Annotated in this window: 20 protein-coding genes; 9 read left to right on the forward strand and 11 right to left on the reverse strand. The window is 62.2% G+C overall.

Translation table 11 applies throughout. The features are described 5' to 3' along the window. Positions 1 to 119: 119 nt before the first annotated feature. The 3 genes from I6J26_RS04065 to I6J26_RS04075 all read left to right on the forward strand — a co-directional run bounded on the left by I6J26_RS04065 (position 120) and on the right by I6J26_RS04075 (position 4,247). Positions 120 to 1,418 carry an acetyl-CoA C-acetyltransferase gene (locus I6J26_RS04065; protein WP_115023479.1) on the forward strand — a complete coding sequence of 433 codons (1,299 nt, stop codon included), beginning with the start codon at positions 120 to 122 and terminating at the stop codon, positions 1,416 to 1,418. A gap of 28 nt (positions 1,419 to 1,446) precedes the next feature. Next, on the forward strand, positions 1,447 to 3,525 hold the full coding sequence (locus I6J26_RS04070; RefSeq protein ID WP_115023481.1) for an acyl-CoA dehydrogenase family protein: 2,079 nt from the start codon (positions 1,447 to 1,449) through the stop codon (positions 3,523 to 3,525). Positions 3,526 to 3,617: 92 nt separating this feature from the next. Continuing rightward, on the forward strand, positions 3,618 to 4,247 hold the full coding sequence (locus tag I6J26_RS04075) for a DUF6891 domain-containing protein (protein WP_115023483.1): 630 nt from the start codon (positions 3,618 to 3,620) through the stop codon (positions 4,245 to 4,247). 30 nt (positions 4,248 to 4,277) lie between these two features. On the opposite strand, the gene trhA is transcribed toward I6J26_RS04075, so the two are convergent. The 4 genes from trhA to purS all read right to left on the reverse strand — a co-directional run bounded on the left by trhA (position 4,278) and on the right by purS (position 8,434). After that, the gene (gene trhA, locus I6J26_RS04080) at positions 4,278 to 4,991 is read right to left on the reverse strand and encodes a PAQR family membrane homeostasis protein TrhA (protein WP_115023485.1); all 714 of its coding nucleotides are present in this window, start codon (positions 4,989 to 4,991) and stop codon (positions 4,278 to 4,280) included. A 224-nt stretch (positions 4,992 to 5,215) separates the two neighbouring features. Then, positions 5,216 to 7,513: a phosphoribosylformylglycinamidine synthase subunit PurL gene (purL, locus tag I6J26_RS04085; protein ID WP_115023529.1), complete on the reverse strand. Its 2,298-nt coding sequence runs from the start codon at positions 7,511 to 7,513 to the stop codon at positions 5,216 to 5,218. A 28-nt stretch (positions 7,514 to 7,541) separates the two neighbouring features. Next, positions 7,542 to 8,204: a phosphoribosylformylglycinamidine synthase subunit PurQ gene (purQ, locus tag I6J26_RS04090; protein WP_115023531.1), complete on the reverse strand. Its 663-nt coding sequence runs from the start codon at positions 8,202 to 8,204 to the stop codon at positions 7,542 to 7,544. After that, positions 8,204 to 8,434: a phosphoribosylformylglycinamidine synthase subunit PurS gene (gene purS / locus I6J26_RS04095; protein ID WP_039676532.1), complete on the reverse strand. Its 231-nt coding sequence runs from the start codon at positions 8,432 to 8,434 to the stop codon at positions 8,204 to 8,206. Before purS ends, purQ begins: the two co-directional genes overlap by 1 nt. A 230-nt stretch (positions 8,435 to 8,664) precedes the next feature. Here purS and I6J26_RS04100 point away from each other — a divergent pair, with 230 nt between their 5' ends. Next, positions 8,665 to 11,952: an ExeM/NucH family extracellular endonuclease gene (locus I6J26_RS04100; protein ID WP_239121829.1), complete on the forward strand. Its 3,288-nt coding sequence runs from the start codon at positions 8,665 to 8,667 to the stop codon at positions 11,950 to 11,952. Positions 11,953 to 12,057: 105 nt separating this feature from the next. Next, positions 12,058 to 13,245 (forward strand): HNH endonuclease signature motif containing protein, encoded by a 1,188-nt coding sequence (locus I6J26_RS04110; protein WP_115023533.1) that lies wholly within the window; start codon positions 12,058 to 12,060, stop codon positions 13,243 to 13,245. A 64-nt stretch (positions 13,246 to 13,309) separates the two neighbouring features. Here I6J26_RS04110 and I6J26_RS04115 read toward each other — a convergent pair whose 3' ends face one another. From I6J26_RS04115 to I6J26_RS04125, 3 genes are read right to left on the reverse strand one after another with little or no spacing between them, the layout of a single operon-like run. Next, positions 13,310 to 13,996 carry a DUF2334 domain-containing protein gene (locus I6J26_RS04115; RefSeq protein WP_115023535.1) on the reverse strand — a complete coding sequence of 229 codons (687 nt, stop codon included), beginning with the start codon at positions 13,994 to 13,996 and terminating at the stop codon, positions 13,310 to 13,312. Positions 13,997 to 14,050: 54 nt separating this feature from the next. Next, a complete protein-coding gene (locus I6J26_RS04120; RefSeq protein WP_115023537.1) occupies positions 14,051 to 16,159 on the reverse strand; it encodes a S9 family peptidase in 2,109 nt (702 codons plus the stop codon). Next, positions 16,156 to 17,025 (reverse strand): phosphoribosylaminoimidazolesuccinocarboxamide synthase, encoded by an 870-nt coding sequence (locus tag I6J26_RS04125; protein ID WP_181815398.1) that lies wholly within the window; start codon positions 17,023 to 17,025, stop codon positions 16,156 to 16,158. The genes I6J26_RS04120 and I6J26_RS04125 overlap by 4 nt, the downstream gene beginning before the upstream one ends. 66 nt (positions 17,026 to 17,091) lie before the next feature. Between I6J26_RS04125 and I6J26_RS04130 the strand changes: the two genes are divergently transcribed. Both I6J26_RS04130 and I6J26_RS04135 read left to right on the forward strand, forming a co-directional pair. Beyond that, positions 17,092 to 17,907 (forward strand): serine/threonine protein kinase, encoded by an 816-nt coding sequence (locus I6J26_RS04130; protein WP_115023541.1) that lies wholly within the window; start codon positions 17,092 to 17,094, stop codon positions 17,905 to 17,907. Continuing rightward, on the forward strand, positions 17,907 to 19,181 hold the full coding sequence (locus I6J26_RS04135) for a hypothetical protein (protein ID WP_115023544.1): 1,275 nt from the start codon (positions 17,907 to 17,909) through the stop codon (positions 19,179 to 19,181). The genes I6J26_RS04130 and I6J26_RS04135 overlap by 1 nt, the downstream gene beginning before the upstream one ends. Positions 19,182 to 19,342: 161 nt before the next feature. Here the strand turns inward: I6J26_RS04135 and purB are convergent, their stop codons facing one another. Both purB and purD read right to left on the reverse strand, forming a co-directional pair. After that, positions 19,343 to 20,782, reverse strand: a complete 1,440-nt coding sequence (gene purB, locus I6J26_RS04140) for an adenylosuccinate lyase (protein WP_115023546.1) — start codon at positions 20,780 to 20,782, stop codon at positions 19,343 to 19,345. Between the two features lie 19 nt (positions 20,783 to 20,801). Further along, on the reverse strand, positions 20,802 to 22,076 hold the full coding sequence (purD, locus tag I6J26_RS04145) for a phosphoribosylamine--glycine ligase (RefSeq protein ID WP_115024468.1): 1,275 nt from the start codon (positions 22,074 to 22,076) through the stop codon (positions 20,802 to 20,804). Positions 22,077 to 22,110: 34 nt separating this feature from the next. On the opposite strand from purD, the gene I6J26_RS04150 reads away from it, so the two are divergent. Further along, positions 22,111 to 22,536 (forward strand): HIT family protein, encoded by a 426-nt coding sequence (locus I6J26_RS04150; RefSeq protein WP_115023548.1) that lies wholly within the window; start codon positions 22,111 to 22,113, stop codon positions 22,534 to 22,536. On the opposite strand, the gene I6J26_RS04155 is transcribed toward I6J26_RS04150, so the two are convergent. Together I6J26_RS04155 and I6J26_RS04160 are read right to left on the reverse strand one after the other, a co-directional pair. Further along, on the reverse strand, positions 22,533 to 23,990 hold the full coding sequence (locus tag I6J26_RS04155) for a sensor histidine kinase (RefSeq protein ID WP_115023550.1): 1,458 nt from the start codon (positions 23,988 to 23,990) through the stop codon (positions 22,533 to 22,535). The two genes, I6J26_RS04150 and I6J26_RS04155, sit on opposite strands and share 4 nt — an antisense overlap. Before the next feature lie 12 nt (positions 23,991 to 24,002). Then, a complete protein-coding gene (locus I6J26_RS04160) occupies positions 24,003 to 24,707 on the reverse strand; it encodes a response regulator transcription factor (RefSeq protein WP_115023552.1) in 705 nt (234 codons plus the stop codon). 185 nt (positions 24,708 to 24,892) lie between these two features. Between I6J26_RS04160 and I6J26_RS04165 the strand changes: the two genes are divergently transcribed. Then, positions 24,893 to 26,182: an MFS transporter gene (locus tag I6J26_RS04165; RefSeq protein ID WP_115023554.1), complete on the forward strand. Its 1,290-nt coding sequence runs from the start codon at positions 24,893 to 24,895 to the stop codon at positions 26,180 to 26,182. Positions 26,183 to 26,187 lie beyond the last annotated feature (5 nt).

The following is a 26,187-nucleotide window of genomic DNA, read 5'->3' on the forward strand; positions in this document are numbered from 1 at the left end:
TAGTTAATTGAGTGATAGAACTAACACTATCACTTAAGTTGTGATGCGCACTTCCTTGAGGGGTCTCCACCCCTCTCACCGCGATGACTCGCACAAACCACCCCGCGAAGGAGCATTAGATGACCACCCCTCAGCACCGCGTCGCCATCCTGGGCGGCAACCGCATCCCGTTTGCCCGCTCAAATAAGCAGTACGCCCACGCGTCCAACCAGGACATGCTCACCAGCGCCCTCGACGGCCTGGTGGCACGCTACGGGCTTCACGACGAACGCCTAGGCCTCGTCGCTGCCGGCGCCGTGCTCAAGCACTCCCGTGATTTCAACCTCACCCGCGAGGTTGTCCTCGGTTCCGCGCTGGATTCCACCACCCCGGCTATCGACGTCCAGCAGGCCTGCTGCACCTCCCTCGCCGCCGCCATTCACGTCGGTGATGCCATTGCCCAGGGTCGCATTTCTGCTGGTATCGCCGGCGGTACGGATACCACGTCGGATGCCCCGCTGGCAGTTAACGACAACCTACGCCGCACATTGCTCAACCTCACCCGCGCTAAGTCCGCCGCACAGCGCGCCCAGCTCATCGGCTCCATCCGCCCCTCCCAACTCGCCCCGGAGCAGCCGCAGAACGGCGAACCACGAACCGGGCTGTCCATGGGTGACCACGCCGCTATTACCGCCCGTGAAATGCACGTGACCCGCGAGGCTCAAGACGAGCTCGCACTGGCCTCTCACCAGAACCTCCACAAGGCCTGGGAAGAAGGTTTCTTTACTGACTTGACCACCGGATTCCTCGGCGTCAACCGCGATACCAACCTGCGCCCGGATTCTTCGCTGGAATCGCTGGCCAAGCTGAAGCCGGTCTTCGGCAAGCGCGACGCTGAGCAGCACGGCGCCCAGGCCACCATGACGGCTGGTAACTCCACGCCGCTGACCGACGGTGCCTCGGTCGCCCTCCTGGGCTCCGAAGAGTGGGCATCCGCGCACAACATTGAACCGCGTGCCTTCCTCGTGGATTCCGAAACCGCTGCCGTCGACTTCGTCCACGGTCCCGATGGCCTGCTCATGGCACCTACTTATGCGGTCCCGCGCCTGCTGGAGCGCAATAACCTCTCCCTGCAGGATTTCGACTTCTACGAAATCCACGAAGCCTTTGCCTCCCAGGTCCTGGCCACCCTGTCTGCATGGGAAGACGAGACCTACTGCCGCGAGCGCCTCAGCCTGCAGTCCGCGTTGGGCCCCATCGACCGCGCCAAGCTCAACGTCAAGGGCTCCTCACTCGCCGCCGGCCACCCGTTCGCCGCGACCGGAACCCGCATTCTTGCAACGACTGCAAAGATTCTCGAAGAGAACGGCGGCGGCCGCGCCCTCATCTCCATTTGCGCCGCCGGCGGCCAAGGCGTCGCAGCCATCGTCGAGCGCTAAAGAATTTATTCAGAAAGGAAATCCCATCATGCCTTTGACCAAGTCCTCCGATAAGAAGTCCACCGTCGACCTCAACAAGAACGCCTCGAACGACGCCCCCAAGGCCGAGGCCCGCAGCCCCCGCCGCCTGCCCTCCACACCAAAACCATCCGTAGCCACGGAGCTGGGCGCGCTTCTCGACGGCCCCCACGCCGCCTTCCGTGACGAGTTGCGCACCTTCCTCAATGACCCGGAACTCTTCCCGAAGTCCCACCTGCCCATGGCCGAGCAGCGCGAGCACACCTTTAACAACCTGGCCAAGGTGCGTGATTTCGGCGGCTTCACTCATGGCTTGCGCCGCGCCAACGGTGGTGCTGGCAAGCCGAACCTTTCGACCTTTACTCTCGAGGGCCTGGCCTGGGTCGATGGCTCCTTGGCTATTAAGTCCGGAGTGCAGTGGGGTCTGTGGGGCGGCGCCCTCGACCAGCTGGGCACCGAGCGTCACATCGAGTGGGTCAAGAAGGCGGCCAATCTGGAACTGCCCGGCTGCTTCGCCATGACTGAGCGTGGTCACGGCTCCGACGTCCAGTCTTTGGAGACCACCGCCACCTACGATCCGGAGACCCAAGAGTTCGTGGTGAACACCCCGTCTGATACCGCGGTGAAGAACTACATCGGTAATGCCGCCAAGGATGGCCGCGCCGCCGTCGTCTTCACTCAGCTCATTACGCCAGACAGCGATGGTCGATCCCACGGCGTTCACGCCATCATCGTCCCCATCCGCGACGAAGAGGGCAATGAGCTGCCGGGCGTGACCTTGGGCGATCATGGCCACAAGGGTGGTTTGGTGGGCGTCGATAATGGCACCCTGCGCTTCGACAACGTTCGCGTGCCGCGCGAGAACCTGCTCAACCGCTTCGCTGACGTCGATGAGAACGGCAAGTACTCCTCCCCCATCGAGTCGAAGAACTCCCGCTTCTTCACCATGTTGGGCACCCTCATCCGTGGCCGCATTGGCGTCTCCGGCGCTGCAGGTTCCGCTACTGAGGCCTCACTCGACATCGCGATTCGCTACGCTAACCGCCGCCGTCAGTTCGAGGGCGCAACCGGCGCCGAGAAGCGCCTTATCGAGCACCGCCAGCACCGTCGCCGCCTGCTCATCCCGCTGGCACGCACCTACGCGCTGCACCTGCTCTATAACCAGATTCTGGAGCGCTACCAGGAGCAGAACGACCAGCACGAGGCCGGCACGTGGTCCGTCACGGAGCCGACCGAAGAGCAGAAGTTTGCCTCCCGTGAAATGGAGTCCCTAGCTGCAGCTATTAAGGCTGCTCAAACCCAGCACGCTACCCGCACCATTCAAGAGTGCCGTGAAGCCTGCGGTGGTGCCGGCTACATGTCGGAGAACCGCCTGACCACGTACCGTGCTGATTCGGATGTCTTCTCCACCTTTGAGGGTGACAACACCGTTCTCATCCAGATGGTGGGCAAGAACCTGCTGACCGCCTACGGTCGTGAAATGAATGACATGAGCCCGTGGGACACCGTGAAGTACGCCGCTACCACCGCTACTGACGTGGTCAAGCGCCGTTACGGTTTCACTACCCGCCTGCAGGGCCTAGTGGACCGCGTGAACCCGTCTGAAGCGTCGCTGTTCGATGCCACTTACCAGGCCAAGCTTATCGACGACCGCGCCCAGTCCATCCTTTTCTCCCTCGTGCGCCGCATTCAGCCGGCACGGAAGGCAGACAAGGTTCAGGCTGCAGCCATCGTGGACCAGTGCCAGGACCACCTCATCGCCGCCGGTTGGGCTCGCGTGGACACCTTGCTCGTGCAGGCCATGGTTGAGGCAGAAGAGCGCCTTGAGGAAGGCTCGCTGGCACGTCAGGTCTTCGAGCAGCTGCGCCACCTCTTCGTCTTCGACACTCTCGTGCAGCACGCCGGCTGGTACCAGGAGCATAACCTTATCCCGGCTGGCCGCATCAAGGCTGCCCGCGCGGCCATCAACGACCTCGTTGATTCGCTTGCTCCGTGGTCCGTCGTGCTCGTGGATGCCTTCGGCGTTCCGGCCGAGGCTCACAACATCCCGATGCTTAACGAGGCCGGTGTGGATCCGCTCCACAAGTAAGCCACTACCGTATTTCTCGGAAGACACCTCGCGAGCGGGGTGTCTTCCCTGTTTTCGGGCAGTGTCCAGTAGAACTGTTTACTCTCTGAGCTATGACCACACAGCATCCAATGTTCTCCAGTTCCTTCCCGCCCTCCGATGATCTCCTTGAGCCAAGCCCGCTTCGCAATGACATCGCTCTGAGGCTCTGCCACGGCGAATCCCGCCAAGACATCCACAATGACTACATTGAAGTCCTCGATGACCCCACCGAATGGGAGGCTAGCCATGAGGAACCTTATCCAGAGGATTTCGACGCCATCATTGACGAAGTCGCCGCAGAATACGGCCGGCTGGTCACGGAGAAGTCGGAGGACGTTAAGCGCCTCGATGCCCTCCGCGAGGAGCTAGCTCAACGAGATATCTCCTTCACATTCAACGAGGCCTGGGATCTATCAGACGGCGTCTGGGTAGGCTCCGAACTCGCTGAGGAGGAAGGCCGCAGCGGTTATGTCTATTGCCACCGCCAAGACATCAGCCGGGTTATCTACAACGGCGAACTGTACTTTGGGTTCTCCGCCATGGAGAAAAGCGAGGAGGCAACCATCAAGGTCGGCGAACAGCTCGTCGAAGCCCTGCGCGCCGTGGGCTTTGCCCCCGAGTGGAACGGCTCAACGAATGCGCGCGTTCAATGCCACGACGTCGCCCTCGAGTACCCCCTCGCCGACGACCTCACCGACTAGGCGCCGCCGTATGCCTAGCCCCTTAAGCGGCTAGCCCGCCACGACCATCCAGACGGCCACCATGTGCACCACCGCCGCGGCAATCGTCGCGGTGTGGAAGTGCTCGTGGTAGCCATACCACCGCGCATTGCGCCCCGGCCACTTAAAGCCATATATCAATGCGCCCAGCGAATAGACCACTCCACCTGCAAACAGCAGCCACACCACGGCCGGCCCCGCTGACTGCCACAGGTTCGGCAGCAGCGGCAAAATAAGCCAGCCCAGGACGAGATAAACCACCACATCAAGCCAACGCGGGTGGTTAATCCACACCAGATTCAGGACGACGCCCATGATGGCGCCTACCCACGCCGCACTAAGCATCCATAGCGCTTGCGTGGGGTCCAGAACAATGGCACACAAAGGCGTGTAAGTCGCCGCGATGAACACCGAAATCGTCGCGTGATCTGCCCGCCGCCACCATTGCACCGCGCGCATGGATACCCACGGCCAGCGGTGATACAGCGCCGAAACGGTAAAGAGACCAACCACGCCCACGCCGTACACCGTTACCGCGAGCCCCTGCCACCACGGCAGCGTCATCCACGCAAACGTGATGAGAACTGTGGAGGCGATGACCGATAGAATCGCCGCACAGAAATGCCCCCAGCCACGCGTGAGTGGCCGCGGCCCACGGTCTGCCATCCAGTAGGTGCGTTGGATGCGGGCCTCTTGGTCATTCGGAACTGTGGTTGGTGGAGTCATGGCTACGTTCCCCTCAGGTGTCCTAACCTACGTGACCGTAAATATACACATTGTGACACCTCTGCACACTGCTTCTGCTCAACCGACGCTTCCCCTCAACTCTCTTAAGATGTTCGTCGACCTTCTCTGAGCTTGCCAAACGTTCAAGATGAAGAAGGATAAAAAGCCGGGCAGGGCCTCTCCGTAGCGAGAACCCTGCCCGGTCGCATTGCGGTGCGTGTGCTTTACTCCACGACGGAGTTGGCACCCACCGCATGGCCGAAGAGGTCCGGCAGCGTCGCTGCCCAGGCCTCACGCAGCTCAGAGACAGCGATGGACTCGCCGCCGAGCTCCAGCTCACCGTTGTCGGTGGTCTGGCCCACGACGACGGCCGGCACACCGCACTCCTCCGCGCGGTGCAGCAGGGTGTCGACTCGGTCAGCGGTCGTTGCTACGAGCACGCGGGACGCGGACTCGGAGAAGGCCGCCACAAAAGCGTCCTCGTGAACCTTGGATAGATCCAGGCTCAGGCCCACACCACTACGCTTGGCCATCTCGAATGCGGTAACGGCAAGGCCGCCCTCGGAGACATCGTGAGCAGCAGTAACGCCTTCATTACCCACGAAGAAGTCCGCGAGGCGCTTCTCGTTGGCTAGGTCCACCTGCGGCGGCAGGCCGTTGAGTCCGTCCTTCGACTGGTGGCCTTGCTCGTGCGCGTTCACCTGCTGCCAGATGGAGCCACCGAACTCATCCTTGGTCTCACCCAGCAGCACGAGAACTTCCGGCTCGTCCACGCGACCGAGCTCGTTGCCGATGGACTTATGGACGTCATCGATGACGCCGAGGACGCCCACGACGGGCGTCGGCAAGATCGGCTCCTCGCCAGTCTGGTTGTAGAAGGAGACGTTGCCGCCGGAGACGGGGATGCCGAGCTCGACGGCGCCGTCGGCAAGCCCATGCACGGACTCGCGGAACTGCCACATGACGTCCGGGTTCTCCGGCGAGCCGTAGTTGAGGCAGTTGGTGATGGCGACGGGACGGGCACCGGTGACGGCAACGTTGCGGTAGGCCTCTGCCAGCGCCAAACGGGCGCCCATGTTCGGGTCCAACTTGGTGTAGCGACCAGAAGCGTCAGCAGAAACGGCCACGCCACGGCCGGTCTCCTCGTCAATGCGCAGCACACCAGCATTGGCGTGGTGAGACTGCACGGTGTTGCCGCGCACGTAGCGGTCATACTGTTCAGTGATGAAGTCACGCGAGCACAGCGCCGGAGAGGCCACGAGCTTCTTCAGGGCCACGGTGAGATCCTGCTTCTCGACGCCCTGGAACTCCTGCAGCGCATCCTGCCACTCCGGGCGAGCATACGGGCGGTCATAGACTGGGCCCTCATTAGCGATGGTGTGGGCAGGGGCATCCACCACTACCTCGCCCTGGTGGCGAATGATGAGGTGGTCGCCGGTGGTGACCTCACCGATTTCTGCGCACGTGACATCCCAGTGCGCACAGATCTCCTTGAACTTCTCCACGTTCTCCGGGGTCACCACGGCGCACATGCGCTCCTGGGACTCAGAAGCCAGGATTTCTGCAGCGGACATGTTCTCCGCACGCAGCGGAACGTTGTCCAGGTTGATCTCCATGCCGCCGTCACCGGAGGCAGCCAGCTCGGAGGTCGCGCAGGCCAGGCCCGCACCGCCCAAATCCTGGATACCGACAACGATGCCGGACTTGTACAGGTCCAGGCAGCATTCGATGAGGACCTTCTCTGCAAACGGGTCGCCCACCTGCACCGCCGGCAACTTGCGCTCCGCGCCGTCCTCGAAGGTGTCAGAAGCCAACACGGACACGCCACCGATGCCATCGAGGCCGGTGCGCGAGCCAAAGAGCATGACCTTGTTGCCGGTACCGGAGGCAAAAGCGAGCTTGAGGTCTTCGACCTTCAGCGTGCCCACGCACAGCGCGTTGACCAGCGGGTTGCCCGCATAGGACTCATCAAAAACAGTTTCGCCGCCAATGTTGGGCAGGCCCAAGCAGTTACCGTAGTGCGAAATACCATCGACTACACCCGGCAGGACGCGCTTGGTATCCGCGGCATCAGCGGGACCAAAACGCAGCTGATCCATAACGGCAATCGGGCGCGCGCCCATCGCCATGATGTCGCGGACGATACCACCCACGCCGGTGGCCGCTCCCTGGTGCGGCTCCACATAAGACGGATGGTTGTGGCTTTCCACGCGGAAGGTCACCGCGTTGCCGTCCCCGATGTCCACCACGCCGGCGTTCTCACCAATACCAGCGAGAATCTTCGAGCCCATCTCCTCGGTCATGGTCTCGCCGAAGTAGCGCAGGTGCACCTTGGAAGATTTGTAGGAGCAGTGCTCCGACCACATCACGGAATACATGGTCAACTCGGCGTCAGTAGGGCGACGGCCCAGGATCTCGCGAATACGGGCGTACTCATCATCCTTAAGACCAAGTTCGCGGTAAGGCTGCTCCAGGTCCGACTGCTGCGTGGCCTGCTCGACGGTGTCGTTGTGTACGGTCATTGTTTCTCCTTATAACCGTCGGCGCTTGCTAAGCGACGACCTTGAGGGCGGACACAAACAAACCCAGACCGTCGGTGGACGGGCCGGTGAGTAGATCGATGGCATGCTCCGGGTGCGGCATGAGGCCCACCACGTTGCCGGCCTCATTGGTGATACCTGCGATGTCATTAATCGAACCGTTGAAGTTATCGGTATAGCGGAAAACCACGCGGCCCTCGCCCTCCAAGCGCTCCACGGTTTCTGCATCCGCCTGGAAGCGGCCTTCACCGTGTTTGGCGGGAATGAGGATCCGCTGGCCCTGCTCGAACTCGCGAGTCCACGCCGTCTCAGCGTTGGCAACCTCAAGGTAGGTATCCACACAGTGGAAGTGCAAGCCCTGGTTGCGGGTCAAAGCGCCGGGCAATAGGCCCGCTTCAGTCAAGATCTGAAAGCCGTTGCAAATGCCCAGCACCGGCATGCCCTTATTCGCAGCCTCGACGACCGCGCGCATCACCGGAGCCAGCGCCGAAATTGCCCCGGAGCGCAGATAGTCACCATAGGAAAAGCCGCCGGGAACCACGACAGCATCAACGCCGCGCAGATCTTCGTCCGCATGCCACAGGGACACGACTTCGGCGCCGGCGGTGCGGGCGGCGCGGGCCGCGTCGACGTCGTCAAGCGTGCCCGGGAAGGTAATAACGCCGATCTTCATTACTGAATGACCTCGTAGTCCTCGATGACGGTGTTCGCCAGCAGCGTGGAGGCAACCTTCTCCAGTTCCTCGGCGCTCACAGAATCATCGACCTCGATTTCGAAACGCTTGCCCTGGCGCACGTCGCTGACACCAGCAACCCCCAGGCGCCCCAGCGCGCGAACGACGGCCTGACCCTGTGGGTCCAAAATCTCGGCCTTGGGCATGACATTGACAACTACACGAGCCATGAAAATTTTGCCTTACTGTGCGTGAGTATGAGTGCCCCGTCAGTCTATCGCGCAACCGGGGAGGTTTGGCGAATCCTCAGGGGATGAACAACCCCTAAACGAGTGAAGAATTCTTGGACAATCTCTCTTTAACCCCCAGCCCGCTCTCGGCTCTCCGGTATCGCACTACGCAACTAGCGAGTAGAACAAGATTCACTGTCACTCATCTCCCCGATTCAAGGACTCTTCTCATGCATCTCAAGCGAATTGGCTCGCTCGCCATCGCCGCGCTGGTTTCCACCTGCGTGGTAGTCCCTCAGGCCACTGCTGCGGTGGACGGTTCCACCGCCGTGATTTCTGAGGTGTATGGCGGCGGCGGTAACAAGAACGCCCCGTTTACCCACGACTTCATTGAGCTCTACAACCCGACGGATACCGCCACTGATGTCTCCGGCTGGTCCGTGGAGTACTTCTCTTCCAAGGGCAACTCCGGCGGAAAGACCACGCTTAACGGTTCCATCCCGGCTGGCGGCTACTACCTCATCCAGGAAGGTGGCGGCGGCGCTGGTGAGCCGCTGCCCACTCCGGATGCTGAGGGCGGTCTCAGCATGTCCGGTTCCAAGGGCTCGGTGAAGCTTTACGACGCCTCCGGGGCCGAGGTTGACGTGGTGGGGTACGGGGAGGCGTCGATAAGCGAAGGCTCCCCCACACCTGCCTTGAGCAACACCACCTCCGCGCAACGCAACGAGGCCGGCACCGACACCGACGACAACGCTGCCGACTTCAGCACCGCCGCCCCAACACCGAAATCCGGCGGCGGCGCAACCGCGCCAGAGGACCCGCAACCGGAGAACCCAACACCGGCCGAGCCGGGTTCCACCGTCACCATCCCGGACATCCAGGGCACCGGCGCAGAGTCCCCGCTCAAGGGCCAGACCGTCACCACCCAGGGCGTTGTCACCGCCGTGTGGAAGGGCGAGAAATCCCTCAACGGTTTCACCATCCAGACCCCGGGCACGGGTGCCACCGCACCGACCGAGGCCTCTGAGGCTGTCTTCGTCTACTCCGGTGGCACTGGCTTCTACCCAAAGATTGGGGAATCCGTCGAGGTCACCGGTTCCGTCGACGAGTACTACGGCCAGACCCAAATCGCCCTGGCCCAAGGCTCCGTCCTCGACACCGCACTCGATCCCGTCAAGCCGCTTGCCATCGATGCCCTACCCGAGGGCGATGAGGACCATGAGAAGCTCGAATCCATGCTGCTCAAGCCGGGCGTGCACACGGTGACTGATAACTACGGCCTCAACCGTTACGGCGAGCTGGGCCTGGCTCCGGGTACGGAGGCGCTGCGCCAACCTACCGATATCGTCTCCCCGGGTACTCAGGAACAAAAGGACATGGAAGCCTCTAACGCGGCGAAGTACGTCATCCTCGACGACGGCTCTACCCGTGACTTCACCCGCGATGGTGCGTCGACGAAGCTGCCGTACATCATGCAGAACGGCTCGGATGTGAAGACCATCCGCACCACCAACCAGGTGGAGTTTGCGGAATCCGGCGTCATCTTGGGCTACGGCCACAACCAGTGGCGCTTCCAGCCCACCACGAAGATTACCGGTGACTCTGCCACCGCAGACCTACCGATTACGTGGGACCCGGCCCGTCCGGAGGCCCCGCAGGTGGAAGGCGACTACACCGTGGCGGCGTTTAACGTGCTGAACTTCTTCATCAACTTGGGTGAGGACAACGGCGCGAAGGCGTACAAGGACCGTTTCGGTAACGGTGTGGGTTCTGATAGCGGCACCTTCCGCGGCGCGTGGTCGGAGTCTGCGTTCAACGACCAGAAGGGCAAGATCCTCACCGCGCTGGAGGGCCTCGATGCCGACGTCATTGGCTTGTCTGAGATTGAGAACGCCGCGAATACCGTGGGTGGCTCCTACGACGATGCCGTGAAGTACCTCGTGGGTGAGCTCAATACCCGCGCGGGTTCTGAGAAGTGGGATTACGTTAAGGCCCCGGCGAACGCATCAGCCGATACGGACGTCATCCGCACTGCGATCATCTACAAGAAGGACCGCGTCCAGCCAGTAGGTGAGGCCACCTTGCTGGAGGACGAGCGTTTCAAGGGCACCGCCCGCACCCCACTCGCTGCCGAGTTCGTGCCGGCGCCGGACAAGTGCGCTGCTAAGGGCCCGGATTCCTTCGTGGTGGTCACCAACCATTTCAAGTCCAAGGGCTCCGTGGCAAACGGTGACAAGGACACCGGCGACGGCCAGGGCAACAACCCGAACGTGCGCAATGCCCACGCCCAGGCTGTCCTCGATGGTTTGTCCAAGCAGCCGCAGTGGCAGGAGAAGGCCACCTTCGTCATGGGTGACTTGAACTCTTACTCCAAGGAAGACGCCATCTCCATCTTCCGCAACGCTGGCTACACCATCCCGGTAGAGGAGCTCAACGCAGAAGAGGACTGGCAGGACGTGGCCTCCTACCAGTTCTCCGGACGCCTCGGCTCCCTCGACCACATTCTGGCCAACGAGCACGTCGATGCCCAGGCTGCACAGACCTGGAACATCAACTCCGATGAGCCGATTGCCATGGAGTACTCTCGCCGCAACTACACCGGCGGCGACGTCTTTGAGGCTGACAACCCGTACCGTTCTTCCGACCACGACCCGGTCAAGGTAGGTTTCAACCTCGGCACCGTCGAGCGCTCCGCTGACGATCTTAAGGACTGCGACCCGTCCGAGGATCCAGCGCCGACTGACGACGCCCGCGGCATCAAGTCCGTCACCATTGACGACAATGGACATCTCATCATCACCTACACCGACGGCACCACCGAGGATGCTGGCAAGGTCGTCGGCTCCGATGGCAAGGATGGCCAAGACGGCGCCGACGGTAAGGACGGCGACAAGGGCGACAAGGGCGAACCCGGCCAGGACGGTAAGGACGGTACCGATGGCAAGGATGGCCGCGGAATTAAGTCTGTAGCCACCAACGACAAGGCCGAGCTCATCATCACCTACACCGACGGCACCTCTGAAATCCTCGGCACCCTCGCTGGCTCGAAGGGCGACCAGGGCACTCCGGGCCGCGATGGCTTCGATGGCGCACCAGGCCGCGACGGCACCGATGGCGCAAACGGTAAAGACGGCAAGGACGGCAAAGACGGACGCGGAATTAAGTCCGTGACCACGGATGCCGACGGTAACCTCGTTATCACCTACACCGACGGCACCTCAGAAACCGTCAAGTCCGGCGACAAGCCAGCCGCCCCAGCAGGTGGTTCCTCTGTGAGCGAGCGCTGCTTGCCGACGGTCCTCGGCCTCACCATCCCAGCAGCACTCGCCATTCCGCTGGCCTTCCTCGGCAGCTTCGGCGCAAAGCTCAACATCCCGGGCCTTGAGCCAGTGAAGAAGCAGATTGAGTCGATTACTCGCAATTTCCCGCGTGAGGCTCAGTACGCCGCTGGTGGCATTGGTCTGCTGGCTGCACTTGGTATCATCGCCGCAGCCTGCGCACCAACCGAGTCTGAATAAAGCTCACTACTGAGCGTCTCAGTTCAGCCTGGTTAAGCCCCTCGTCAGAGGGGCTTTTCTCGTTCCGGTTGCGGGGTTGGTGGCCCTGCTTTAAGCTTCGTGGCCATGGGGGTACTAGAAACCTACTTCCACTACCGCAACTCGGGGATCGCGCTAGTGGAACAAGCAACCAGCTCACCCGACGAGCTACGCGCACTCGGCGCCGACACCAGTGATGCTACTGAGCTTTCCCACCTTCACCGCACCTACTTCGGGCACACTCGCTTTACCGGCAAACAACGCAAAGCACGTGCTGCCGCGGTGGCACAACAACATAGCCTTAGCGTTCTCACCCTGATTGAGTCCTACACCGCCAAAGTCAAAAAAGACCTCGATGCCTGGAACCTACGCATCAAGCTTGCCGGCACCCCCGCCCACAAAATCCGCCAGGTTGCCACCACACGCCTAAAAGAACTTCAGTCCAAGCGCACCGCTAAACCCGGAGTACGCTTCACCTACCGCTCTAAGGGACCTAACTCCATCACCATCACCGACACCCCCACCGTCATCGCTGATATCAGAGGCACGTTAGAATCCGTCAACAAAACAAACCTGCTTGATGCTGCCCGCACCGTCATTGTCACCGGCGGTATTGGCACCAAACCCGCCGTACATGCCCAAGTCGTTGTCACCCTCAACGAACTCGACCAAATCATCAACGGGGATGGGGAGGAAATCGAACTTAACCTCACCAACGGCGCACGCATGACCGGCGCAGACTTTTTGGCCTACAAGTTTGCCGAGATTGGCTACGCCACCATCATCCACCCTTTGGAAGGCCCGGTGAACTCTTATAGGATTCAGCGGCATGCCAGCTGGAAACAACGCATCAGCCTGGCAGCTGAATTCCAAACCTGCTCTAGGCCCGGCTGCAACAAACCAGCCGATTACTGCGAAGTCCACCACCTCATCCCCTGGCAGGCCGGAGGTTTTACCAACATTAAAAACCTCACCTTCCTATGCGCCTACCACAACGGCATTAACGACGATGACCCCAAACGCCCCACTGGGCGTGGTTACATGTTCCGGTTGAATACCGGGGTGAGCTACATCCCGCCCTGGGGTACACCGATAACCGCCATGCCCGAATACCAAGAAGCCACAGCAAGACTCGCCGCCGAACAAACCCCAGGACAACCACCCGACTCGCCGCCAAGTACAAGCCGACCACCCGACCCGCCGCCAGGAACAGGCCAGCCGGCCGACCCGCCGCCAGGAACAGGCCAGCCGGCCGACCCGTCACGTGCAGGCTAATCGCCTGCACGCACGCGCCCGCGCCGCAACGATGAAACCCGCCAACAAGAAGAAGGTTGGTGGGCTATTCGGCGTGCATAAAAACGGAATAGTCGGCGGGGCGGGCACCCGCAGCGACGGCGCGCTCGGCGGCCTTGAGGAAATCAGAGACGACCTTACGGTCATCAAGGTTGCGCCCAGAAATGGACAAGCGCACGGTATTACCGCGCTCAGCGGAGCGCTCTGCAGCGCGAATGATGTTGCGGCGCCACCACTTGGCCGAGCCAAAGCCCTCACCAAAAGACAGGTTGCGGGCTTGGTGGAGCTCGCCGGAGCGAAGGTCATGGATACCGCGGGTGGAGGCGGCGAAGTCGAAGTCAAACTCGGGAAGGACGGTGAGCGTGCCTTCCGACATGCGCCAGCGCGGCGGCGCAAAGATAGTGGGCTCGAAGCCGATCTTTGCCATCTGCCGGGTCGCCCCCTTCAGGCGCAGGCGTGCCTCGTGCGCATCCAGGTTGGCAAACTCAGCGCGGCGGCCCTGAACTGCTTGGTCGAAGCCGTTGAGAATGAGCACTCGGCCCGATTCAGCTTGCTCCCGCAACCACGACTGTGTCGCCGAATCCTTAGCCAGGTGCCAGTTGCCATCAATGTGCGGCGCCACAAGCAACGAAACAGGAATTGTGGCTTTATCAAGCTGCTTGAGCAGACTGGAGGCCTGGCTTCGGGTGTCATCAAAAATACTGGAAATCGAAACCAAAAGGTGGCCATGCATAAGAAAAATTATCGCACAGCCACCGCGCCGCCGCGCGCCGAGCGGGGGTGATGCTTAAGCCTCCGCCCCCGTAGCTTGGTTAATCAGCCACGCATACTCAAACGCGCTCTGCTTCCACTTGGCATAACGGCCCGATACACCGCCATGGCCGGCGGCCATCTCAGTCTTGAGGAGGAACTCGCCGCCGGTGGCGACGTCACGAAGCTTGGCTACCCACTTCGCTGGCTCTACGTACAGCACGCGGGTGTCATTGAGCGAGGTCAGCGCCAGAATATTGGGATACTTCTGCGGCACAATATTCTCATACGGCGAGTAGGAGGCCATGTAGTCGTAGACCTCCGGGTCGTGGTACGGGTCGCCCCATTCTTCCCACTCCACCACCGTGAGCGGCAGCTCCGGCATGAGAATCGAGGTCAGCGGGTCCACAAAAGGCACGTTGGCCTCGATGGCCTTGAACCTATCCGGCGCCATGTTCGCCACCGCGCCCATGAGCAGGCCACCGGCGGAACCGCCCTCCGCTACCAAGGTGTCCGGCGTGGTCCCCCGGCGCGCGATGAGGTCATCGGCCACTGCGATGAAGTCAGTAAACGTGTTCTTCTTCGCTAGCATTTTGCCATCGTCATACCAGTTGCGGCCCATCTCCCCACCACCGCGCACGTGCGCCATGGCAAAAATCATGCCGCGATCCATGAGGGACAAACGGAAGACCGAGAAATACGGGTCCATGTTCGCTTCATAGGAGCCGTAGCCGAAGAGCAGCGTCGGGTTCGGCTGCGTGCGGTCTAGGTCCGCGCGGTGCACGATGGACACCGGAACCTTCGTCCCGTCAGGCGCTTCAGACCAGACGCGATAGGCCACGTACTCATCCTTGTCATAGCCGCCAGGGACTTCCTGTTCCTTGAGCAGCGTGTACTCCCCGGTGGCCACGCGGTAATCAAAGAGCTGGGCTGGCTGGATGAAGGAGGTGTAGCTCACGCGCAACACCGGCGCATCCCATTCAGGGTTACCGGCCACGCCAACGGTGTAGAGCTCCTCGTTGAAGTGAAGCTCGTCGAAGCGCGCCCAACCTTGGCGCACATCCATCACCGCCGCACGGCCGATACCGCCACGGCGATAGCCCACGACAATCTGGTCGCGGTAGCAATCCACGCCCTCAATGCGCACGGTGTCATCATGCGGTATGAGGACGGTGAGTTCGCGCAGCGCCGGCAGCTCTGCAGAAACCGGACAGTAGCCGAGCTCAAAGTTGGGGCCGGTGGCATTGTGCGTGACAACCCAGTAGTCAGTGCCGTCCACAATCGCGTGGTCAACGTCGTAGTCCACGCTGGTCTCGCGCTCCCACAGACAACGGAAATCACCCTCTGGGGTAGATTGCTCAAGTACCCATGCCTCGTTCGTCGTCTTTGAGCCGGAGACAATCATGATGTACTTCTCGCTACGGGTCGTGCCCACGCCGATGCCGAAACGCGAATCCTCCTCGCGCATGACCACGACGTCCTCCGACTGCGGGGTGCCGACGCGGTGGCGCCACACGGTGTCCGGGCGCCAGGCGTCATCGACGGTGGTGTAGAAGATGAACTCCTCCCCTACCCACGTCGCACCGTAGAAGATTCCCTCAAGGCGGTCCTCCAACAGCTCACCGGTACGCAGGTCCTTGATGAAGAGCTCAAAGCGCTCATCACCGGCCACGTCGACGGAATAGGCCAGCAAGTCCCCGGAATCGCTCACCGTGGAGGCACCTAGGGCGAAGAAGTCATGGCCTTCGGCGAGCGCGTTGACGTCGAGAAGCACCTGCTCCCCTTCTGGCGCACCCTCCTCCGGGATGGTCGGCGGAGTCCACGGATCGGAGCCTTCCGCTACCGGGATGCGGCAGCTGTAGCCATACTCCTGACCCTCCTCGGTGCGGCCGTAGTACCAGTACTTACCGCGGCGCTGGGGCACGGACATGTCCGTCTGCTTGATGCGGGACTTGACCTCAGTAAAGATGTTCTCCGTCAAGGTCTCCAGATGTGCGGTGCGCTCTTGGGTATAAGCGTTTTCCGACTTAAGGTACTCGCGAGTCTCCGGGGAGTCTTTCTCGCGCAGCCACTCGTAGTCATCGACGAAGCTGCGGCCGTGGAACTCACGGGTGACCGGGCGCTTAGCAGCAATCGGTGCGTTCATTCAGCCTCCTTAAAAGTGGTTCCGGACAGGCGCTCAAAAGCCTCAACGTAGCGCGCACGGGTGGCCTGGACAACGTCCTCGGGCAGGCGCGGCGGCGTGGACTCCTTGTCCCAGCCGGAGTTGGTGAGCCAATCGCGCACGTACTGCTTGTCAAAGGAGGGCTGGACCTTGCCTTCCTCATAGGTATCGGCCGGCCAGTAGCGCGAGGAGTCCGGGGTGAGGACCTCATCAGCCAGCACCAGGGTGCCGTGCTTATCGACGCCAAACTCGAACTTCGTATCCGCCAAAATAATGCCTTTCTCCTCCGCCAACGCGGCTGCTATGGCATAGATGCGCAGGGTCGCCTCGCGCAGTTCTTCGGCGCGTTCGCGGCCGAGCTTGTCCACGACTACGTCAAAGGACACGTTCTCATCGTGGTCGCCCTGCTCCGCCTTGGTGGCCGGGGTGAAGATGGGCTCGGGCAGGCGGGAAGCCTCGGTGAGCCCCTCGGGCAGCTCGACGCCGCACACGCTGCCGGATTCCTTGTATTCTTTCAACCCTGACCCGGTGAGGTAGCCGCGGGCGACGCACTCGAAGGGCAACATGTCGAGTTTCTGCACCACCATGGCGCGGCCGAGGACCTCCTCGGGGATGCGCTCATCATCGAGCGGGCCGGCGAGGTGGTTGGGGAAATCGATGGCGTCGAAGAAAAACATCGAGGTCGCCGTGAGCACGCGCCCCTTGTCCGGAATGGCCGGTTCCAGCGCATGGTCATAGGCGGAGATGCGGTCGGAGGCCACCATGAGCAGGGTGTTGTCGTCGATATCGTAAATATCGCGCACCTTGCCGGAGGCGATGTGGGTGTAGGAAGAAAGTTCAGGACGCATGACAACCATCCTAGCCCCGTCTACACTGCATCAAGATACGTCCCTATTCCGAGGAGTTAGACCATCATGCGCACTCGCGTGACCTCTCTTGTGACCTCCGCTGCGCTGGTGTGCGGCGCCTTGTCTGCGCCCGCTGCGCACGCAGCCGACGTCTCCGTGCGCGAGTCCGCCCACGGCCAGTGGCTGTGCTCAATGTCGGCGTCGGCGTCGGATCGCGAGCTGGCTCGCGACGTCCGCGAAGGCTACATCAACACCATCCGCGAAACCTCGGAGCAAATTCAGGCACAGTTTCCTAAGCTTGATTTTTCCGCGTACACCTCACGGGACGTGAGCAAGGCGCCGGGTTATACAGCGACGGTGGCGGCGCTGGGCAAGGCCGGCTACACCGGCGCAGACATGCTCATCATCTTGGTTGGCACTTCTGCCCCAGAGGCGCTAGTGGCAGACGAGTCGGTGTTGCTGCCTGAGGACGCCGAGTATTCCATCAATGCGGCAGCCGGCCGCGCTGAGAAGGGCCCGGCGCCTTTGCTGTCGACCGGTAGCGATTTCAGCCCTAAGCTTCGCACCGCCCTGGCGGAAAACCAGGCACAGGAGAAAAAAGCCGTCGACGCCTTCAACGCGGCCCAGTCGCAGGCCTTCGAAGAGTGCGTCGCTGAGCTGCGCGAACGCGGCGCGGAAGAGGGTATTCAAGAGGTTCCGGAGCTGACTATTCCGGGCGAGACCACGCAGGAGAAGAGCTCGTCTACGGGCGCTGCGGTCATCGGCGTGATGGTGGCGCTCACCGCGATTATGGTTGGCGGCTACCTCGCCTCCAACGGTAAGTCGATCGGTGCCTTCGGCGGCTTTGAGCTGCCGGTTCTGCGCGTACCGGGGCTTGGCTAATGGCAGAGGACCCTCGTTCTGACGAGCTGGCAGTCGTCCTAAGCGACGACGGTGCCCTCGTCCTCGGCCCCGAAGCTGAACTCGAGCGTGTTTCTGGCAATACTGATTCCTCCCCTATTACTCCCCACCTCCTCCAGCGCGCGGGCCAGGTGCTCACTGGTATCGAGGACTATCAGAAAGAGTCGGGACGGTGGCTCAAGCTTGACGCCGAATCGGCTGCGTATCTCAAGCGCTTGGGACTTAAGCCGGGCGATATCCGGGCTGGTGTCATCCGTGTGAAAGACACCCCGCGCGGGGCGAAAGCCGCCAACGGTGGCGCGCTTCTCAAGCACGTGAAGTTTGACAAAGCTGGATTGCTCACGCCCGCGGCGCCGATGGTGCTGGCGTCGATGATGCAGCAGGTGGCCGTCGAGAAGCAGATGGCGCAGATGCAAACCTACCTGGAGCGCATTGATGCGAAGGTCGATACCGTGCTGCGCTTCCAGCAGGACACGCTGGCGGGCGAGCTCGACGGCGTGGCAGAGACGCTGGCCGAAGCCGCTCTCGTGCTCGAGGGCACTGAAAAGGTTACCGATACGCAGTGGGCCACCGTGCAGCATCTCAACGCCGACCTGGCCAAGCTGCAAGGCCGGGTGTTGCGGCACCTCACGGCGGTGGCCGAGCGGATGGCGCAGTCCAAAACATCGCCCGGCAGGGTCAAGGAGACATTCCAGAAGACCAACGACGACGCGCGCTTCTGGCTCTACGAGCTCGCCCGCACCGTGCAGCTGCAGAACCAGATGTACATACTGCAGCTCAACCGTGTCGAGTCCGTGGAGGGCGACGTGTCTGAGGACTACGTCGCTGCTGTTGCCAGGGCACGCGAAAAGCGCGCGGCGCGGTTGTTGGAGAACCTGTCGGGGATTGCCCGCATGGCGCATGAGCTGGGCAGCTTCTCGACGTTCCGCAAGGCCATCGACTGGAATTCTCCCCGCGCCGTCCAGGAGGTCAACCGCTTCTTTGCCCAGCTTCGTGATTTCTCCGAGGCTGCCAACCTAGTCGTCGAAGGCACGGAGGACTTAGAGCCCGTCCGCCACCTCGACGCTGCCCGCGAACTCACCGCGTCGGGCACAGCCCGCGCCCGCGAGGCCGCTGGTGTTGCGCAGCAGCGCACCTTAGAAGCCCGCGAAACCGTAGCCAACCGCGCCCGGCAAGCCTGGGGCACAACCCGCAGCGCCCTCGAGGCCGCGACGAAGGGCGCAGACAACGCGCCGGATAAAGCTGAAAGTGACTAGATGGTCGTTTCGATCAAGTAAGGGCCAGAAAATTCGATCTGGGGAACCTTATTTGATCGAAACGTACATGGACCGGGCCAGCGCGGTACGTTTTCGTAAATAGCGCCCGCCCCACGTTTGAGAGGGCTTGTCTGCGAAAACGTACCGCCAAGGGTGGGGAGCTAGAGAATGTCGCCCGGAGTGTAGGAGGCGGCGTGCGGGTGCTGGTCCGTTAAGGCCTTGATACGGCCGAGCACCTGGGCCACTTGGGACTCGGCGGCGCCGATGAAGGCGTGCTTGTCGGAGAGGGCGTCGGCAAGCGCGGCGGCATCGAGCGGGAGGCGCTCATCCGCAGCGAGGCGCTCCACTAGGTCCTGCTCCCCGCCGTTCTCGCGCATGTTAAGCGCGACAGCGACGGCGTTTTCCTTGATGACCTCGTGCGCGGTTTCGCGGCCCACGCCCGCGCGCACGGCCGCCATAAGGATGCGGGTCGTGGCGAGGAAGGGCAGGTAGCGCTCCAGCTCGCGGTCAATCATGGCCGGGAAGGCCCCAAACTCAGCCAACACAGTGAGGAAGGTTTCAAACATGCCGTCGAGGGCGAAGAAGGCATCGGGAAGCGCCACGCGGCGAACCACCGAGCAGAAGACGTCACCTTCGTTCCACTGCTGGCCGGACAAATCCGCCACCATGGTGAGGTAGCCGCGCAGAATGACCTGGAAGCCGCCGACGCGCTCGCAGGAACGAGCATTCATCTTGTGCGGCATGGCGGAGGAGCCCACCTGCCCTTCCTTGAAGCCTTCGGTCACGGTCTCGTTGCCGGCCATAAGGCGAATCGTCGTGGCCAGCGAGGATGGCGCGGCGCCGAGCTCCACCAGCACGGAGACGGCGTCAAAGTCGAGGGAACGCGGGTACACCTGACCCACCGAGTTAAAGACGCGGGAGAAACCAAGGTAGTCCGCAATACGCGTCTCCAGTGCGGCGAGCTTATCCTCGGAGCCCCCCATGAGATCGAGCATGTCCTGGGAGGTACCCATCGGGCCCTTGATGCCGCGCAGCGGGTAGCGGCTCAGCAACGACTCCACACGCTCGATACCGAGCAGCATCTCATCGGCGGCAGAAGCGAAGCGCTTGCCCAAGGTCGTGGCCTGCGCTGCCACGTTGTGCGAGCGGCCAGCCATCACCAGCGTCTGGTATTGCGCGGCACGCTCGCCGATGCGCGAGACCACCGCAATGGCCTTATCACGCACTAGCTCCAGGGAGCGCAGAATCTGCAGCTGCTCGACGTTCTCTGTGAGGTCACGCGAGGTCATTCCCTTGTGGATGTGCTCAAAGCCGGCCAGGGCGTTGAACTCCTCGATGCGCGCCTTGACGTCGTGGCGCGTGATGCGCTCTCGCTCCGCGATGGACGCAAGGTTGACGTTGTCGACCTGAGACTCATAGGCGGCGATGGCCTCGGCGGGCACGTCGACGCCGAGGTCCTTCTGCGCCGTCATCACCGCAATCCAGAGCTGACGCTCCAGGATGATTTTGTTCTCCGGAGACCAGAGTTCAGCCATCTCGGGGGAGGCGTATCGAGCGGACAGGACGTTGGAAATGTTCTTCTTTTCAGCCACGTCGCTCATTATTCCACGCCGCTGGGCACTAGATACTAATTTCGCCCTTTGCCGCGCGGGCACCGATGTCGGTGCGGAAGAAGCTACCGTCCAGCTCGATGCGGCGGATGACGTCATAAGCGTGCGTGCGAGCCTCCTCGAGCGTGGTGCCCTTGCCCAAGACGTCGAGCACGCGTCCGCCATTGGAGACCACGCCGCTTTCCGACGTCCCAGTACCCGCGTGCAGGATCATCGCGGGGTCCTCGAGATCTGGGGAGGTAATGACATCGCCCTTGCGCGGGGACGCCGGGTATCCTTCCGCGGCGAGTACGACGGTGACGGCGTAGCCGTCCTCCCACTCCAGCGGCTCCAGCTCCGCGAGGCGGCCTGTTGCGGTGGCGTTCAAGACCTCTCCGAGCGGGGACTTCAGCAGGGACAGGACCGCCTGGGTTTCCGGGTCACCGAAACGAGCGTTGAACTCGACAACGGCCGGGCCTTCCTTGCCCCACGCCAAGCCGGCGTAAAGCAAACCCGAATATGGGGTGCCGCGGCGAACGAGCTCGCGGGCGACGGGGACACAAATCTCGTCGACGATGCGCTGCACACCATCCTCCGGCAGCCACGGCAGCGGGGTGTAGGCGCCCATGCCGCCGGTATTGGGACCCTCATCGTTGTCGTAGGCGCGCTTGTGGTCCTGGGCCGGCAAAAGCGGGACGACGGTCTCGCCGTCGACGAGGCAGAAGAGGGAGACCTCCGGGCCATCCAGGAAGGACTCCAGCAGCACCGGGTTGCCGGCGGCATGGACTGCGTCGACGTGTGCGCGGGCCTCCGCACGGGATTCGGTCACCACCACTCCCTTGCCGCCGGCGAGGCCGTCATCCTTGACCACAAAGTGCGGGCCAAAGCGGTCGAGGGCCGCTTCAATGTCGGCCTCCGCGACGCCCGGCGCGAGCTGTTCCGCACGAGCAGTGCGTACACCGGCGACCGCCATGACGTCCTTGGCGAAGGCCTTGGACCCCTCAATCTGAGCCGCGCTTGCCGACGGCCCAAACACCGCCACCCCACGTTCCCGCAAGGCATCAGCCACACCGTTGACCAGCGGGACCTCCGGTCCAATGACGACGAGGTCCGCAGCGATGTCAAGGGCGAGCTCCACCATGCGAGCAGGGTCATCCACCTGGGAGTACTCCGGGTGGACCGTGGCCTGCTGCGCGTGCGCCGGGGAGCCCGGAGCGATGTGGAGATCGGTCACGAAAGGATCAGCTTTGAGGCCGGTGAGCAGGGCGTGTTCGCGGCCGCCCGAGCCAATTACGAGTATGCGCATGCCGTCCATCTTAACTGGCGGTAGCCTAGGGGCCATGTCTTCTGTATTTACTAAGATCATCAACGGTGAGCTGCCCGCTCGCTTTGTGTACCGCGACGAGAAGTGCGTCGCCTTTTTGTCCATCGAACCGCTGCGCTACGGCCACACCCTTGTCGTTCCGGTGCAGGAGGTTGATAAGTGGACTGATCTGGATCCTGAGACCTGGGCACACCTCAACGCCATCGCACAAGAAATCGGCGGCGCTATCAGCACCGCCTTCGATACCCCACGCGCCGGTTACATCATTGCTGGCTTCGATGTTCCGCATACCCACATCCACCTCTTCCCTGCGGAGAAGATGGAGGACTACGACTTCACCAAGGCCTTCGCCGCTGACGCCACCGACCCTGCCGCTATGGACGAGGCCGCCGCGCGCATCCGCCAGCACCTCGGCACCGACGAGGAAGGCTACCGCAGCTAGTCGGCCTGCTCGGCCTTCGGCAGGCACACCGTAAAGACGGAGCCGCGGCCCAGCTCAGATTCCACAGAGATCGAGCCGCCGTGCTGCTCCACCAATGACTTCACGATCGCCAGGCCCAAGCCCGAGCCACCGGTGTCTCGGGTACGCGAGGTATCCGCCCGGTAGAAGCGCTCAAAAATGTGGGAGGCATCCTCGGGAGAGATGCCTTTGCCGTCATCGGAGACGTCGATAAGCACGTGCTCCTCATCGTCCCGTAGCGTGAGCGTGACGGACGCATCCTCCCCGCCGTGGCGAATACCGTTGGACACAAGGTTGAGCAGCACCTGGTGGAGGCGGTCCGGATCGCCGTCCACAATGGGGATATCTGTGGCCTCGTTGTTGACGTTGATGGTGCGGCCGGCAAATGCCGCGCGCGCCGAGGAGCCCACCGAAAGCACCAGCTCCAGCATGTCCACCTGGCGCATATCTAGGCGGTTGCCCTCCGCACGGGTCAGGGACAACAGGTCTTCCACCAGCAAAGACATGCGCTTTGACTCAGCGTCAATCTTGCTGAACACAAACTCCGCATCCTGCGTCGCGCCCGAGCGGTACAGCTCAGTATAACCGCGCAGACTCGTCAGCGGGGTGCGCAGCTCGTGGGACGCATCGCCAACGAAGCGGCGCATCTGCTGCTCCTTCTCCTGCGCGTCGACCACGGAGTTCTGCAGCTGGCCCAGCATGACGTTGAGCGCCGCGGCGAGCTGCCCCACCTCGGTATGCAGCGGCCATTCCGGAACGCGCTTATCGAGGTTTCCGGCCGCGATTTGTGACGCCGTCTTCTCCACGACCCGCAGCGGCCGCAAGGCCCTATGGATGAACCACATGCCCACGATGGCGATGATGAGCATGACCACCGCGGCGATAATGACTTGCACGATGGCTAGGCCTTTAAGGATCGAGTTCTCTGTGGTCATGTCCTTGGCCACAACCACCACGGAACCATCGGGTTTTACTGCGGCCACCGCGCGCCACTCGGTGTCGCCCTCCGTCGAGGCAACGCTCATGGGTTCGCCGCCGACGTAGACATCCCGGACATCGGGGATGGCGGCCATAGGGCCTGTGGAAACCACGGATCCATTGGGGTAATAGGCAATCGCCACGTAATCCGTCGGTGGACGGCGGCTGCGGTCCTGGGTGTAGAAGGTTTCGTCGAGGTTGCTGGCCCAGGAATGGAGGGCGTCGTTCAGCTCTGTGTCCACGCGGGTATAGAGCACGTTGCGCATAATCGACGAGACCGCCAGCGAGGACATCGCCAAACCGATGCCCGAGACAAGCACCATGAGCACGAGCAGCCACGTGCGCAGCGGCAGGGCCTTGGGGCGCTGGATGCGACGGTGCTGGGTCTTCTCGCGCACGGGAGTGCCCCCGGAAACCGAAGCCTGCGTGTTCGTGTTGTTCGTGGTGGTATCGCTCATGCTCTCTTCAGCCTACGAGCGGGGCATGCGCAGAACGTAACCCACGCCGCGCACGGTGTGGATCAGCGGGGTATCACCGGTGTCGATCTTGCGCCGCAGGTAGGAGATGTAGGACTCCACCACGTTACCGTCGCCGCCGAAGTCGTAGTGCCACACGTTGTCGAGAATCTTCGCCTTGGACAGCACCACCTCACGGTTCTGCATGAGGTAGCGCAGGAGGTTGAATTCGGTGGGCGAAAGCTCGACGATTTCGCCGCCCTTGGTGACCTCGTGAGTGTCATCGTTGAGCGTGAGGTCAGCATAGGACATGGTGGCGCTGCCATCCTGGTCTTCCGTAGCACTGCCACGGCGCAGGATGACGCGCAGACGGGTAATCACCTCTTCCAAGCTGAAGGGCTTAGTCACGTAGTCATCGGCGCCAATGGTAAGGCCGTGGATGCGCTGGTCGACGGAGTCCTTGGCAGTCAGGTACAGCACGGGGCCGTCGAGGCCTTCGCTGCGCAGCTTGCCCAGCAGTTCGAAGCCGTCCATGCCGGGCATCATGACGTCCATAATGTAGGCATCCGGGTTAATCTCGCGAGCGATGCGCAAGGCCTCATTGCCGGAGTTGGCACTGTGAACGTCGAAACCCTGGAATTTCAGGGAAACGGTGAGCAGCTCAACGATATTCGGCTCGTCATCGACGACGAGTACCTTGATGTCCTTGGAATCATCCATGGTCCCGCTTAAATCCTTTCTCCGCTGAGCTCGATGCCACGACGGGGCACCTGGGGCGCAGCCTCTGTTCAAGTATCTCATTCAAAGAAATGAGTATGGCATTGCGCCTTCCCAAGGTACTGAGCGTAGTCTGTACGTGCGCTGTGAACCGAGAGGCGCTGGATGTTTGCCTAAGATAACGAAGCATGACGCACGTTTCCCAACGCACCGACCGCCTCACCGTGGCTGCCTGGGCCCTGTGGGATTGGGGTTCCGCCGCCTTCAACGCGGTGCTGGTGACGTTCATTTTCTCGGTCTACCTCACCGATTCGGTGGGCCAGCAGATCGAGTCCCAGTTCACCCCGGCGCAGTGGTTGTCGTGGTCCATGGCGGTCGCGGGCCTTGTCATCTTCGCGGTCACCCCGATTATGGGCCAGCGCTCGGACCGGTTAGGCACGCGGCGGCGGGCCTTGGGTTTCTGGTCACTGCTGACGTTTCTCGTCATGGCCAGCTTATTCTTCATCCGCAACGATGCGCCGCTGTACTTCTGGCTCGGCCTTCTCGGCTTGGCGGTCGGCAGCGTGACCATCCAGTTCGCGGAAGTCAACTACTTTGCCCAACTCAACCAGGTGGCCACAGAGGACAACGTGGGGCGCGTGTCCGGCTTAGGTTGGTCCGCGGGTTATTTCGGTGGCATTGTGCTGCTGCTCATCTGTTACTTCGGGTTTGTAGCGGGCGAGGGCGGCGCACTGGGGCTGAGTACTGAGGGCGGCTGGAATATCCGGCTCGTAGCGCTGCTGGCAGCGCTGTGGTTTGGCGTGAGCTCCATCCCGGTGATGCTGCGCGTGCCTGAGATTGCCCCGTCGGGTAACACGACCGGTGGCGTGGCAGCGTCCTACCGCGAACTCTGGCGAACGTTGCGCTCGCTGTGGTCGGAGGATCGCAACGCCTTTGCCTTCCTTTTTGCCTCCGCCATCTTCCGCGATGGCCTGTCGGCGGTGTTTAGTTTCGGTGCGGTGCTGGGAGTCTCGGTCTATGGGCTTTCGCCTGGCGATGTCCTCATGTTCGGCGTCGCCGCCAACGTTGCGGCCGCACTTGGCGCGGTGGTGGGCGGGCTTATCGACGACCACGTCGGCCCCAAAGCCATTATCCTCACCTGCCTGGCGATTCTTACCACCATGGCCGGGGTGATGTACGTCGCGCAGGGAGCGACGGCGTTCTGGATCTGCGGGCTTATCCTCTGTCTCTGCGTTGGCCCAGCGCAGGCCTCCGCGCGCGGCTTCTTGGCGCGCGTTGCCCCGCCGGGCCGCGAGGGTGAAATGTTCGGGCTTTACGCCACGACGGGACGTGCGGTGTCGTGGCTAACGCCTTTCCTGTTCGGAGTTTTCGTCTCCGTGATAGGTCAAGGCGACCGCGGCGGCGTGCTCGCCATCGGCCTAGTCCTGCTCTTGGGAGCTCTTGTCCTTATCCCAGTCAAGGACCCCGCCAAGGCATAACGCTC

This window comes from Corynebacterium minutissimum, assembly GCF_016889765.1.
GTDB classification, from domain to species: domain Bacteria; phylum Actinomycetota; class Actinomycetes; order Mycobacteriales; family Mycobacteriaceae; genus Corynebacterium; species Corynebacterium minutissimum_B.

Bases quoted from the DNA above. Each gene is read 5' to 3' on its own strand.
- I6J26_RS04135 (WP_115023544.1), top strand. From the start codon at position 17,907: ATGGCAGAGGACCCTCGTTCTGACGAGCTGGCAGTCGTCCTAAGCGAC.
- I6J26_RS04100 (WP_239121829.1), top strand. From the start codon at position 8,665: ATGCATCTCAAGCGAATTGGCTCGCTCGCCATCGCCGCGCTGGTTTCC.
- I6J26_RS04110 (WP_115023533.1), top strand. From the start codon at position 12,058: ATGGGGGTACTAGAAACCTACTTCCACTACCGCAACTCGGGGATCGCG.
- I6J26_RS04160 (WP_115023552.1), bottom strand. From the start codon at position 24,707: ATGGATGATTCCAAGGACATCAAGGTACTCGTCGTCGATGACGAGCCG.
- I6J26_RS04065 (WP_115023479.1), top strand. From the start codon at position 120: ATGACCACCCCTCAGCACCGCGTCGCCATCCTGGGCGGCAACCGCATC.
- I6J26_RS04125 (WP_181815398.1), bottom strand. From the start codon at position 17,025: ATGCGTCCTGAACTTTCTTCCTACACCCACATCGCCTCCGGCAAGGTG.
- purD (WP_115024468.1), bottom strand. From the start codon at position 22,076: ATGCGCATACTCGTAATTGGCTCGGGCGGCCGCGAACACGCCCTGCTC.
- I6J26_RS04075 (WP_115023483.1), top strand. From the start codon at position 3,618: ATGACCACACAGCATCCAATGTTCTCCAGTTCCTTCCCGCCCTCCGAT.
- purB (WP_115023546.1), bottom strand. From the start codon at position 20,782: ATGAGCGACGTGGCTGAAAAGAAGAACATTTCCAACGTCCTGTCCGCT.
- I6J26_RS04115 (WP_115023535.1), bottom strand. From the start codon at position 13,996: ATGCATGGCCACCTTTTGGTTTCGATTTCCAGTATTTTTGATGACACC.
- purS (WP_039676532.1), bottom strand. From the start codon at position 8,434: ATGGCTCGTGTAGTTGTCAATGTCATGCCCAAGGCCGAGATTTTGGAC.
- I6J26_RS04155 (WP_115023550.1), bottom strand. From the start codon at position 23,990: ATGAGCGATACCACCACGAACAACACGAACACGCAGGCTTCGGTTTCC.
- I6J26_RS04130 (WP_115023541.1), top strand. From the start codon at position 17,092: ATGCGCACTCGCGTGACCTCTCTTGTGACCTCCGCTGCGCTGGTGTGC.
- I6J26_RS04120 (WP_115023537.1), bottom strand. From the start codon at position 16,159: ATGAACGCACCGATTGCTGCTAAGCGCCCGGTCACCCGTGAGTTCCAC.
- I6J26_RS04165 (WP_115023554.1), top strand. From the start codon at position 24,893: ATGACGCACGTTTCCCAACGCACCGACCGCCTCACCGTGGCTGCCTGG.
- purL (WP_115023529.1), bottom strand. From the start codon at position 7,513: ATGACCGTACACAACGACACCGTCGAGCAGGCCACGCAGCAGTCGGAC.
- I6J26_RS04150 (WP_115023548.1), top strand. From the start codon at position 22,111: ATGTCTTCTGTATTTACTAAGATCATCAACGGTGAGCTGCCCGCTCGC.
- I6J26_RS04070 (WP_115023481.1), top strand. From the start codon at position 1,447: ATGCCTTTGACCAAGTCCTCCGATAAGAAGTCCACCGTCGACCTCAAC.
- trhA (WP_115023485.1), bottom strand. From the start codon at position 4,991: ATGACTCCACCAACCACAGTTCCGAATGACCAAGAGGCCCGCATCCAA.
- purQ (WP_115023531.1), bottom strand. From the start codon at position 8,204: ATGAAGATCGGCGTTATTACCTTCCCGGGCACGCTTGACGACGTCGAC.